9 protein-coding genes are annotated in these 11,693 nt (G+C 69.2%); 3 read left to right on the top strand and 6 right to left on the bottom strand.

Translation table 11 applies throughout. The annotated features are described in order from the left end of the window. Nucleotides 1-112 precede the first annotated feature (112 nt). The 5 genes from ABFX45_RS32745 to ABFX45_RS32725 form a co-directional block, all read right to left on the bottom strand. On the bottom strand, nucleotides 113-685 hold the full coding sequence (locus tag ABFX45_RS32745; RefSeq protein ID WP_346134175.1) for a hypothetical protein: 573 nt from the start codon (nucleotides 683-685) through the stop codon (nucleotides 113-115). Nucleotides 686-958: 273 nt separating this feature from the next. Beyond that, on the bottom strand, nucleotides 959-1,579 hold the full coding sequence (locus tag ABFX45_RS32740) for a hypothetical protein (protein WP_346134173.1): 621 nt from the start codon (nucleotides 1,577-1,579) through the stop codon (nucleotides 959-961). After that, nucleotides 1,569-4,307, bottom strand: coding sequence for a beta strand repeat-containing protein (locus tag ABFX45_RS32735; protein WP_346134171.1), 2,739 nt, complete (start codon nucleotides 4,305-4,307; stop codon nucleotides 1,569-1,571). The genes ABFX45_RS32740 and ABFX45_RS32735 overlap by 11 nt, the downstream gene beginning before the upstream one ends. A gap of 308 nt (nucleotides 4,308-4,615) precedes the next feature. Continuing rightward, on the bottom strand, nucleotides 4,616-5,047 hold the full coding sequence (locus ABFX45_RS32730) for a type II toxin-antitoxin system VapC family toxin (protein WP_346134169.1): 432 nt from the start codon (nucleotides 5,045-5,047) through the stop codon (nucleotides 4,616-4,618). After that, nucleotides 5,044-5,721, bottom strand: coding sequence for an alpha/beta fold hydrolase (locus tag ABFX45_RS32725; protein ID WP_346134167.1), 678 nt, complete (start codon nucleotides 5,719-5,721; stop codon nucleotides 5,044-5,046). The genes ABFX45_RS32730 and ABFX45_RS32725 overlap by 4 nt, the downstream gene beginning before the upstream one ends. Nucleotides 5,722-5,838: 117 nt before the next feature. Here ABFX45_RS32725 and ABFX45_RS32720 point away from each other — a divergent pair, with 117 nt between their 5' ends. The 3 genes from ABFX45_RS32720 (at nucleotide 5,839) to ABFX45_RS32710 (ending at nucleotide 8,380) form a co-directional block, all read left to right on the top strand. Then, nucleotides 5,839-6,804, top strand: a complete 966-nt coding sequence (locus tag ABFX45_RS32720; RefSeq protein WP_346134165.1) for a helix-turn-helix transcriptional regulator — start codon at nucleotides 5,839-5,841, stop codon at nucleotides 6,802-6,804. 41 nt (nucleotides 6,805-6,845) lie between these two features. Further along, nucleotides 6,846-6,980: a hypothetical protein gene (locus tag ABFX45_RS32715; protein ID WP_346134163.1), complete on the top strand. Its 135-nt coding sequence runs from the start codon at nucleotides 6,846-6,848 to the stop codon at nucleotides 6,978-6,980. Nucleotides 6,981-7,816: 836 nt separating this feature from the next. Then, a complete protein-coding gene (locus ABFX45_RS32710) occupies nucleotides 7,817-8,380 on the top strand; it encodes a M15 family metallopeptidase (RefSeq protein WP_346134161.1) in 564 nt (187 codons plus the stop codon). 69 nt (nucleotides 8,381-8,449) lie between these two features. Here ABFX45_RS32710 and ABFX45_RS32705 read toward each other — a convergent pair whose 3' ends face one another. Beyond that, nucleotides 8,450-11,617 carry a S8 family peptidase gene (locus ABFX45_RS32705; RefSeq protein WP_346134159.1) on the bottom strand — a complete coding sequence of 1,056 codons (3,168 nt, stop codon included), beginning with the start codon at nucleotides 11,615-11,617 and terminating at the stop codon, nucleotides 8,450-8,452. Nucleotides 11,618-11,693: the final 76 nt, after the last annotated feature.

Genomic DNA, 11,693 nt, shown 5'->3' with positions numbered 1-11,693 from the left:
TATTTTTTAAAGTTCATTCCTGCTGGCCGCCTACAGCTAACAGCAGGCATCCGGAGGTCGCGCGTCCGCAGCGGGACATTCACCCGGAGTGGTGACAGCAATCTCTTTCGCCTCAAACGCTGCCGCGCCACGCGGGCAGGGCGCAGCCGCAACGCATCGCGGCGCGGTCGACGGGGGACGGGAACATGTGCAGCATCATCCCGACGATCATCGGGAGGAAGACGATCGCGTTGTAGAACAGGTGGAGCTCCACCCGTGGCACGACGAGCTGGGCGATACTCGTGGGCGTGGACCTGCCGGACAGGTGGACACCGGTGACGACCTGGAGCAGCAGGAGCAGATGCTCGAAGTGGTGCCAGACCTGGACCCCCAGCGAAATGGTCCACCAGCTGCGGCCGCTGCCGGTGAATCCGGGTCGCAGGACGATCAGTCCGACCAGCATGACGAGGGCATAGCCGTAATGCAGCGCCTCGGAGTGCACCAGCCACGGAAAAGCCACCCCCAGCAGTCCGCGTGCCTCATGCACCGGCCATCCCAGCGCGTAGATCTGAAAGGCCTGGGCGAGATGTTCCGCCCAATGCCCCAGCACGATCACCAGAAAGGTGATCAGCGCGGTCCTGTGCCATCGGGTGTTGAGCGCAGCGAACCGGGCGAGGCCGCCGGTCCGCGTCCGGACATGAGCCATATCGGCCGGTCCTTTCCATCGCGATCTGCCGCCACCGGATGAACCGTCACCAGTGTGATGAACGGACAACCTGGCACCGGTCGCCGTTGCTCGCAATCGGATCGCTCTGCCATACCCCAGTCGGGTGACCGGAATCCCCCATGCAGCCGGAAGGCCGCTCACCGTGATCGGTGAGCGGCCTTCCGGTCGGGAGGAGCGTGAGAAGAGAACCTCTTATCCCCTCACGCTCCTGTCAACGTCCACAGAGGATCAAGTCCGGTGTGGACACGTGCATCACTTGTCGACGGCGTCTCCGAGCACGCCGGGGACACCACCGGTGGTGGCGCCGACCTTGCCGGTCGCGTCGGCGGTCTTGCCCGCGACCGCGGGGACAGCACCGGACAGGGAGCTCATGCCGCTGGGGTCGGACATCAGCGGCGCGGAGTCGTTGCTCCGCGCGGTGGCAGGCCCGTCGCCGCCGAGGTCGATTGGGATCACCGAGGCCGGAACCGTGCCCACCTGCACGTCGGTGACATCGGCGACGTGGTTCGACACGGTCGCCATCACCGGCAGCGTCAGGTCCTTGACCTGCGGGACCAGACCCACCGGGATCTGCAGCGGCGATGCGGCGGCCGGGGTGCCGCTGACGTCGCTGTCCACCGCGCTGAGAGTGGTGTTGTCCACGTGCGACAGGGCACCGACGCCCCAGCCGAAGACCTCCGGGTCAGCCGCAACGGGGACGTCCACGATCGCGCCGTTGAGGGCGCTGCCGTCGCCGACTGCGGTCTCGTCGCCACCGGTCTTCGCCGTCAGGTCGTTGACGACCCCGTTGGTCGCCGAACCGATGGCGGAGACGGCCAGGCCGAAGATCTGCGGCATGGCCTGCGCCTCGGCGGAGACGATGTCACCGGACACCCGCGCCACCCGTACCGTCGGTGGTGATCGGGCCACCCGCGGCGATGTCGGTGACGTTCTCGGTCTCCGCGGTGCCGCTGGCCATCGCCGTGATCGTGTTGCCGAACACCTGGGCCAGCGGCTGCGCCTGCGCGGCGATCACGTCGCCGGCGATGGCACCGTTGACGCCGGAGGTGTTGACCGGACCACCCGCGTGCGAGGTGACGTCGTTGTCGGCCTTGGTCTCGACGTTGCCGATCCACGAGACCGCCCAGCCGGTCACCGCACCTGCACCGCCAACCGGAACCTCGGCCACGTTGCCGCTGATGGCACCGCTGTCGCCGTTGGTGTCGGTCTGGCCGCCCGCGTCGACGTCGGTGAGGTTGTGGCCCAGGGCCTCGCCGTTGCCGCCCCACGTGGCGGAGATGGCGTTGACCTGCACCGGCAGCGCGCCGGGAACCTCGGCGACATTGCCACTGACGGCGCCCACCGCACCGGACGCGAGGTTGTCGCCGCCGGCGTCGACGTCGGTGTGCGAGTCGACGTGGCTGGTCGGGTGGCCGCCCCACGCGCCGGCGATGTTGAACACCTGCGCCACCGGGGCCACCGGAGCGGTCACGATGTTGCTGGAGACCAGGCCGCCGTCGTCGACGGTGTTGTTGTCACCGCCAGCGGTGACGGACTTGTCCTCCTTGTAGATGGAGGTGGGGATGCCACCCCAGGCGCCCGCGATGCCGTACACCTCGGCCACGGCCACCGGCACCGGGTTCACGATGTTGCCGCTGCCGACCGCGCCGTTGCCGGAGGTGTCGATGTCGCCACCGGAAGCGACCTTCTCGGTGTTGCTGCCGATCGCGGTCGGGATACCGCCCCACGCGGCCGCGATGCCGAGCACGTCGGCCGCACCCGCGGCCTGGCCACCGATGACGTTGCCAGCGACCACGGAATTGTCACCGTGGTTGTAGGTGTTGCCGCCGGCCTCGGCGTCCACGGTGTTCACACCGGTCGCCCTGGAGATGCCGCCCCAGTCGCCGGCGATGTGCGCGACCTGCACCGGCAGGCCGACCGGCACGTTGGCGATGGTGCCACCGCCGACCGAGCCGTCACCGTTGCTGACGTCGCCGCCGCCCGAGTCGGACGTGACCTCGTCGACGCAGGTGCTGGAGGTGATGCCACCCCATGCACCGGTGTTGCAGTGCACGGAAACCGGCGTCGCGGTCTGCGGGTGCGCGAGCGTGCCACCGACGACCGAGTTCTCGCCGCTGGTGACGACGTCACCGCCCGCCGCGGACTTGACGGTGTTCACACCGACCGAGTCGGACAGGCCGCCCCACGCGGCCGCGGTGTTGAAACCGGTGGCGGGCAGGCTGACCGGGGCGTCGGCCACGGTGCCGCCGACGAGCGAGTCGGCACCGCCGGTCTTGTCGCCACCACCGGCGACGGAGTCGTAGTCGTTGGTGCACTCGGATCCGGTGATACCGCCCCACGGGCCGGTGGTGCAGTTCACCGCGACCGGACCGGCGACCTGCGGGTGCAAGACCGTGCCGGCCGCCGCCGAGTCGTCGCCGCCAGTGACGACGTCGCCGCCCGCGGCCGAGGTGACGTGGTTCGCGGAGGTGGCGAAGGACTCGCCGCCCCAGGCAGCGGCGGTGCCGAGGACGTTTACCGGCGTGGAGACCGGAGCCTCACCGACCCAGCCCCCCGCCAGGGAACCGTCGCCGTCGGTGGTCGCGCCGCCACCGGCCTCGGACTGGAGGTCGTTGACGCACTTCGCGTCGGTGATGCCGCTCCACGCGCCGGAGGTGCAGTTCACCGCGACCGGACCGGCGACCTGCGGGGTGAACACAGTGCCGCCGACGACCGAGCCCTCACCGCCAGTGGTCGCGTACGAGTCGGTGGCCCGGCCGGCGTTGTCGGTGCCCGCATCCGCAAGAACCGTGTTGTGCGACACCGAGTTCCCGATCCCGCCCCAGCCGGCCGCCGTGCCGTCGACCTGGACGGGCAAGGCCACCGGGGCACCCGCGGCCGTGCCGGAGACGACACCCTCGGTGCCGTCGGTGGTCAACTTGCCGGGCGAGCTCGCGTGCTGGACGGTCTCACCGTGCGCCGTGCCGGTACCGCCCCAGCCGGCGCCGGTGTTGTTGACCGCGACGGGAACCCCGCCCTGAACGGCGACGATGTTGCCGGAGGCCGCGGTGTGGTCACCTGACGTCGTGATCGCGCCACCCGTGACGCTCTCCTGCGTGGCGTGGTTCTCCACCGTGGCGTCGGACAGCGTGCCGAGCGCGAGACCGGTGACCATCACCGGCGCCGTGACCGGCGCCGCGACGACGTTGCCCGCGACGGGCTCGCCGCTGCCGCTGGTCGTGATGGGGCCACCCTGCTGGTGCACCTGGTGCGACTCGTTCACCACGTGCGAGTCACCGGCCGCGCCCACGGCCCAGCCCGAGACGTCGACCGGCACCGAGACGTTCGGCGCCACCACGTTGCCGCGCAGCAGCGGCGCGGTCTCACCGCTCACGTCGCGGAGGACGTCGTCGGTGGTGACCACGGTGTCAATGATCACCGGGACGTGCACCTGCTCGATCGGGGTACCGACACCGATGTTGCCGACGCGGATCGGCACGCTGGCACCACCGTCCAGAGGCGACGGTGGCAGGTCCGGATTGACCTGTTCCTCGGCGGAAGCGATGCCGGTGCCGAGCACCAGCATTCCGCCCGTGATCAACGCGGACTTCAGCCACGTCAAGCCCAGACATGCATGGGTGGAGCTCCTCTTTCATCGTGGATAAGCGTGAAACGTGGACGTCGTCGCACACGCGCAATCACGAAGAACGACCGGGCCGACACTCGGAAGGAGAAGAAACGAGGGCCGGACCCGGCCTCGGCGCGAGACACTATCCTCGCGAGACGCTCAGCTGCGACACGAAAAGCACAAACGAACCAGAAAGTGGCGTTTACTCATCCAGAAGACTGGGAATATCAGCACTGCACGTAGCGGCGCATGCCCACCTTCCCTCTGGCCACCCCAACGGGTGTCAATCTGTCCCGTTAATCTCAACGGGTCACAGTCACCCGCACGGGGAACGCCCACATCGCAGTGCAGTGCGGTGCAGTGCGCGTCACCAGCTTCTTCACGGCATCGGCGAGTTGCCCATCGAGCGTGATCAACGCATCTGCCTGGAGCTGGGTCAGAGCGACGTACTCGGCGTCAGAGGTGTCGGGCCACCCGAGTTGGTCGGCGACCTTCCAAGCCACGCTCTGAAGGACACGGTCGCCGAGCAGCCGAATCCGCAGCCCGCGTATGCAGGTGAGCCGTTCCTCGGCATCCTTCTTCGTCATCTCGCCGCGGCGCAATGCTTGGTAGAGAAGCGACAACGTCTGTGAGCGAAGAAGCGCCGGGGCCAGGATCTGGTGTCCGGCGCCGATCACGACCTGCTCGTGAGCCAGGCGAATGGCCACGTCCGGACCGATCACGTACTTGGTCATGAGAGCTCCGCGAGCAACCGGGCGAGTTCGGCCGGCTTCGTGTGCATGGGCCAGTGGCCGGAGTCGATGTCGACGAAGTCGAGGTTCTTGACCTTGGCGAGTTCAGGCACGTCGCCCGCGTTGATCCACTCCTTGGCCTGGGCGGGGGTGAACCCGGGGCAGATGACCACGACCGGGACCTCGAAGCGTCGCTCGTCGGTCAGCCGCACGATGCCGGTGGCCACGCCCTCGGGAACGGGGATGGCGGCGGCGGCGAAGGCGCGCCTTGCCTCCTCGTCGAGGTCGACCGAGTCCGGACCTTCGAACGGGCCCCATCCGGGGAAGGGCATGACACCGCCCCGCAGCTCGAAGAAGTCGGCGTAAGGCTTCCCGTCGGCCGCCGGGAAGCCGCCGACCAGGACCACCTTGGAGATCTTGTCCGGACGCGCGTCGGCAGCCAGCCAGGCCAGGGTGCAGGCGGCCGAGTGCCCGACCACCATGGCCTTGTCAGAGGCCTCGTCCACAGCGGTGAGCACGGCCGCCAGCTGGTCGTCGAGTGTGGCGGAGGAGGATCCGTCACCCTGGCCTGGCAGCGTCAGCGGCACGGGGCGGTGGCCGCGTGACCTGAGTGTGGACGCGACGCCGGCCCAGGCGGATCCGTCGAGCCAGAGGCCGGCGATGAGCAGGACGTCCATGATCAATTCTCCTCATTCTGCGTGGTCAGGGGTGCGGCGGTGCAGTGAGACGTCACGCTAGAGGCAATTCCGGACGATCTGCTTCCGGTTCATCGGGCGATCGCCTAGCCTGCCCGAGTGCCGAGCGATCTCAGTCCCACCGCACGGGCACTACGCGCCCTGGAGTTGCTCCAGGCGCGCCCCGGCACGACGGCAGAACAGCTCGCCGAGAGACTGGGGGTCACGGAGCGTGCCGCCCGCCGCTACATCGGGATCCTCCGAGAGGCAGGCATCCAGGTCGAGTCGAGCCGAGGGCCGCACGGCGGGTACCGGCTGCGGCGCGGAACGCGGCTGCCGCCGATCGTGTTCACCCAGGCCGAGGCGCTGGGACTGGTCATGGCGGTGCTCGACGGCCAGCCGGCCGCCACCGAAGCCGACGACCCGGTCGGCACGGCCCTCGACAAGGTCATCCAGGCGCTGCCCGAGAACGTCGGCCGGCAGGCCGCCACCCTGCGCGAGCACGCCACAGCCACGCTCGACTGGCATTCGGCCCGCCCGGATCCCGCCATCACCAGCGCACTCGTCGCCGCCGTCGCAGCCAGGCATCGGGTGCTGATCGCGTACCGGAGCGAGACCGGCAACACGTGGAAGACAGAGGTGGACCCGTGGGCCGTCGTGGTCCGCCACGGGCGCTGGTACTTGTTGTGTCACTCCCATCGCGCGGCCGCGATCCGCACCTATCGGGTCGACCGGGTTCGCACGGTCAGGCAGACCGCGCACGAGTTCGATCCGCCCGCCGACCTCGACCCGGTCGCGGCGCTGGAGGAGAACCTGGGCACGGGCTGGGAGTTCCCCACCCGCGTCGTGTTCGACGCCCCGCTGGCCGAGGTGGCACCGTGGATCCGGCCTCCCATGGGACGGCTTCAACCGTCGGAGGACGGGTGCGCTCTGGTCGGCAGCACCAGCAATCCGGCGATGTACGCGCAGGAGTGGCTGGCGACCGTGCCGTTCGCCTTCCGGGTCGAGGGTGGGGACGAGCTGCGGGCCGCGGTCGCGGCGGTCGCGACGCGCTTTGCCGCGGCCCTGGCGCCGCAGGACGGGTAGCGGCCTGCATCCCGGCGCTCGTCCGCCACACCTTCCCTGCGATGGGAAGGGAATGTCCGATGCGGGAGATCGCGGCGAAGGACATGCGGCGGGTGCTCGACCTCGTCCACGCGGTGCACGAGAACACCACGGCGGTTGTCCTGCCACAACAGGTGCTCGCCGCAGGTCGTCCGTGAGCACCCGGTGTTGCACGCCTACCAGGCCGGGCTGGTCGACCGACACACCTCGGTCGCACTGAGCGACCTGGCGACCGGCAACAGCTCATCCGGCTTCGGCTGTACCAGGACTTCCAGCGACCCGCCGGCATCACCGGCGTCTCCGTGGACGCCGTCGCCAAAGCGGCCGGCGTCACCCGCACCGCCGTCACGACGAACCCCGGCCGCTGGCGTTCGATCCTCATGCCGGTCGATGCCTCCCCGAGCCTGTCCGCGCCTGCAAAAAGCGCGCCGAAGCCGCCATCCGCGCCCGCTTCGCCGAGATCACCCGCTACTTCCTCACCGGACGCCCCGGCACCGAGGATCTCGACGTCGATCTCCTCGCCCACCTGCTGCTGGGCACGTTGGAAGAAAGCGGCAAGCTCCTGCTCAACGACCCCGCCACCTACCCACCGGACCGCCTCACCGCCATGGCGCGGCAGCCAGTTCAGCACGAAGGACAGCCACCAGTTCCCGCGCACGGTCCGTGCCGCCCCCGAGTTCGGTGCGCCTTCTCCTTCTCCGGCAAGGACGGATCCGGTTGGGTCCAGTCGTCCGCGCAGTGGACGGCGCCGCTGTAGGAGACGCCGCGCGGCGCGAGACCGATCAGTCGTGGTGCACCCCGATGCCTGCGGCCTGTGAGCGCAGGACTTCGGCCGGCATCTCCATGCCGGAACCCTGATCCTGCCGATCGTGATGCCGATGGTGCGGCGAAAGGACCCTCCTGTAACCGCTTCTGTCGACATCTCGTGGCACAACGCGCACATTTCGCGCACGATCCGACGACGTTGCCCCTGCATTGTCGAACCGTGACAGCGATGCATCGAAATCTCGACGGCAAAGGGCTTCGGTCGCTCGTCGTCGCTGGGCTCGTCCTCGTGGCGGTGGCTTGCGCGCCGGAGCCCGTACCGAGCGTGGCACCGTCTGTCAGCTCGTCGGCGCGCGTTCCCGGAGACGGCAGCATCCCGGACAACGAGAGCATCTCGTTGAACGACAACGAGCACGCCGCCATCGCGAACCTCGACCCGGCGCTGCTGGCGGCGGTACGGGAGGCCGCGGTGGACGCCCAAGCGCAGAAGGTGGAGCTGAAGGTGACGTCGGGGTGGCGCAGCGCGCAGTACCAGCAGCGCCTCCTGGACGACACCGTCGCCCGGTACCGCAGTGAGAAGGAAGCCCGGCGCTGGGTGCAGACGCCGGAGAAGTCGAAGCACGTGACGGGGACCGCGATCGACATCGGTCCGACCAATGCCGCCGACTGGCTCATCCGGCACGGAGCGGACTACGAGTTGTGCCAGGCGTACGCCCACGAGATGTGGCACTTCGAGTTGCTGACGACCCGTGGCGGTCAGTGCCCCCAACCGATCAGCGCCCCGCCCGCCTGACCTCCGAACGCGGCCGCAGGGTCAGCAGTCCCTGCGGCCGCACCGCCCGAAGGCCATGGGTCTTCCCGGTCAGCCGGCGATCCGGTACGCGCGCGTGATCGTCACGTCACCGGTGTTGCCGGCCGCGTCGGTCGTCCTCGCCCGCAGCGTTGCGAACTGTGCGCCCTTTTCGTGCCGCACCAGCGCTTTGCCGCCGACCACCGGCGCCTGCCGCCACGTCCTGCCGTCGTCGAACGACACCTCGACCGCGAGCTGCCGCAGCTTCGGCGTGCCCGCCTGCTGTTCGATCTTCAGCGGCACCAGCAACGTCCGGCCGTGCGCGGTGCCGTTGCCGTCCAGTTCGGGCAGGAACCTCACAACGGTTTGCGCCAACGCGGTGAGCTTCGTGGTGCGCCGCGACTTGAACGTCCACACCGCACTGACCTTCGACGACAGCTCGGCGTCGCGGGTCTGCTCCATCTCGGCCCGGTAGGCGCCTTCACCCGGCGGGACGGTGAAGAGCGAGCGGCTGCGCCCGGTCGTCTCACCGATCTTCGTGCCGTCCCTGGACAACGTGATCCGCGCAGCCGTGGTCGCGCTGTGGGAGCGCCCGCCGTTGCTGTCGGTGAAGAGCGGCGCCCCGATCGTCATGTCGTCCTCGAGACGGGCGAATGTGCGGTACTCGACCCTCGGCACGGACGGTCCCAGCACGGGTGTGCCCAGCGTCAGCTCGTACTTCTGCCCCGCCTGCACGGTGCGGAACGGCGTGCCGGACAGGTACTGGAAACCACGTTGCTCGTGCGTGCGTTCGTAGTTCCAGGACCACTGGACACCCGACGCGGTCACCAGCTCGACCGCGCGCCCACCTGCCGGAACCCGGGTGTTGAGAACCTCACCGCCCGCGCCGTTGTCCGCGACCGGCTCCGCCCCGACGATGTAGAGATTGCCGGGCCCTTCATCGCGGAAGCCGACGGTCATCTCGGCCAGTTCGGCCGGCTCGGCGGTCCGCTCGTACCCGGTCGGCACCCGCCCCCGTTCCGTCCACATGAGACGGTAGGTCACCGGCGTGTTCGCATCGCGGGGTGTACCGGCGAACTGCTCCGCGATCGTGGTGGAGAAGTCCGGCGAGCCGGGTCCGAGCTGAGCGGTCCACAGGTGGCCGGCCAGGGAGGGGAAGAACCAGCCGTCGTAGTACCTGCCGCCCGGCAGGTTGCGGACGAACGAGATCGAGCCGGTCCCGCTCTTGGCGTTCGGATCCGGAGTCCTCAGCACGACCGGTTTCGCGGTTCTGGCGTCGAACGTGAGCGCGGTCCCATCCGCGGGCTGGAAGCTCGGGCGCACGACGTAGGCGAACCTCTCGTCACCCATGTCGATCAGAGTCCGCACCAGGTAGTCGCCTTTGGGCAGCCGCAGCTGCCGCATGCCGAGCTGCCCGATCGCGTCGTACCTGCGGCCTGTACCGGTGTTGATGAAGGTGGTCTTGTAGCCGGTGGTCGGCTGGCCGCCTGCGTCCAGCACGGTGAACGGGGCGTCGTAGCTCTCGACCTCGCGGTTGATGGCGACCAACGTGCGGGTTCCGGTGGACGTGCCCACCGAGCCGCTGTAGGTGCCGTCGGGCGCGTGGACCGCGGTGTCCGCGGTGAGCGTCACCTCGACCGCGCCGCCCGCCGGGACGGTGACCTTGTTGCCGGACAGCGTGAACATGCCCTCGGGTGCTTTGCCGCCGGGTCCGTTGACGTCCACGTTCAGGTCGAATGTCACCGGTGCCGCGCCCGAGTTGCGGTAGGTGAGTTGGCGGACCACCTTCTGGTCGTCGTCGTGCGGCCATTGCCGCAGACCGAGGTTCAGGTTGCTCGGCTCGACGATCACCTGCTGCGTCAAGGACTTCGGCACGTCGACCCGGCCGTTGCCCTGGTCGAACAGCCCGAGGTCCGGATTCGCCTTCGCCGACGCCGCCATCTGCGCCTTGATCCGCTGCCCAGGCCAGTCCGGGTGCTGCTGCTTGAGCAACGCCGCAACACCTGCCACGTGCGGGGTCGCCATCGACGTCCCGGACATCGCGACGTGGTCGGACGTCCCGGCTTTCGCGGCGACGATGCCGACACCGGGCGCGGTGACGTCCGGCTTCACCCCACCGTCCGCGGACGGGCCTCGGCTGGAGAACGAGGCGATGGTGTCATCGCGGTTCACCGCACCGACGGTCAGCGCCTGCTCGGCGCTGCCGGGCGAACCGATCGTGCCCGCACCCGGTCCGCTGTTGCCCGCCGCCACGACGAACAGCGCACCGCTCGCGCGCGAAAGCCGATCCAACGCCTCCTCGATCGGGTCGACCTGCGGGGTGTCCATGCCGCCCAGGCTCATGTTGATCACGTGCGCGCCCTGGTCCACCGCCCACTGCATTCCGGCGAGGATCCAGGACTCGGCGCCGCCCCCGCTGTCGTCGAGCACCTTGCCGTCGAGGATCTGCGCGTCCGGCGCGACACCGCGGTACTTCTCCCCCTTGCTCGCGATCGTCGACGCGACGTGCGTGCCATGACCATCCACGTCGGTGACGTCCGGCACGCCGGAGAAGTTCCTCTCCGCGACCTGCTTGCCGACGAGGTCGGGGTGCTTCTCGTCCACCCCCGTGTCGAGCACCGCGACCTTCACTCCCTTTCCGGTGAAACCGGCCTCCCACGCCTTGTCCGCGCCGATCTGCCTGGTGCTGCGGTCCACCGACACCTGGCGCCTGCCATCCAGCCACACCTTCTCGACGACACCCTGGCGCAAGGCATCCCAGGCGCTGCCCGACTTCGGCACATCACCGCTGACCGCACCCAGCGCCTCGATGCCCTGCCGCACGGACATGGCCGGCACACCGCCCGATCGCACGCCCGCCGCCGAACGCACGATCACGGGCACGGTGTCGCGCTTGGAGTCGTCGTAACCGAAATCCACCAACGACGTCACGTCGAACAACCGCCGATCGAGCTTCCCGCTCAACACCAACGGTTCCGCATCATCGGGGATCGCGAACTGGTGACCGTTCTCCTCGTATTTGTGCAACGGCACATTCGACCGGCCTGGCCCCGGCACGTACCCGACGACCCGGTCACCGTCGACCCTCAGCCGGTCACCGGTGACCAGTGTGACGCTGTGGTCGCGTTCTCCAGAACCCGTCGAAGGTTCCTCGGCGACGGCGACAGGTGTCGCCGTGGCGATGAGCCCTGCGGTCAACGCGACCGCGACGGCTCCACGGCAGGCATCTCGCTGCCTCACCCTCATCGTTCCTCCAGCGGTGAAGTGGCGAGGCAAGGGAGCCGGCCGCCACGGACACCCCTTCTTGGCCGCAAGC

Origin of the sequence: Lentzea roselyniae (genome assembly GCF_039537795.1) — a bacterium.
GTDB lineage: Bacteria > Actinomycetota > Actinomycetes > Mycobacteriales > Pseudonocardiaceae > Lentzea > Lentzea atacamensis.
The sequence above is the reverse complement of the archived record's forward strand: the minus strand, read 5'-3'. Positions and strand labels throughout refer to the sequence as shown.

Coding starts and splice junctions, on each gene's coding strand:
- ABFX45_RS32745 (WP_346134175.1), bottom strand. CDS start 685: ATGGCTCATGTCCGGACGCGGACCGGCGGCCTCGCCCGGTTCGCTGCG.
- ABFX45_RS32730 (WP_346134169.1), bottom strand. CDS start 5,047: ATGACCAAGTACGTGATCGGTCCGGACGTGGCCATTCGCCTGGCTCAC.
- ABFX45_RS32715 (WP_346134163.1), top strand. CDS start 6,846: ATGGGAAGGGAATGTCCGATGCGGGAGATCGCGGCGAAGGACATGCGG.
- ABFX45_RS32710 (WP_346134161.1), top strand. CDS start 7,817: ATGCATCGAAATCTCGACGGCAAAGGGCTTCGGTCGCTCGTCGTCGCT.
- ABFX45_RS32725 (WP_346134167.1), bottom strand. CDS start 5,721: ATGGACGTCCTGCTCATCGCCGGCCTCTGGCTCGACGGATCCGCCTGG.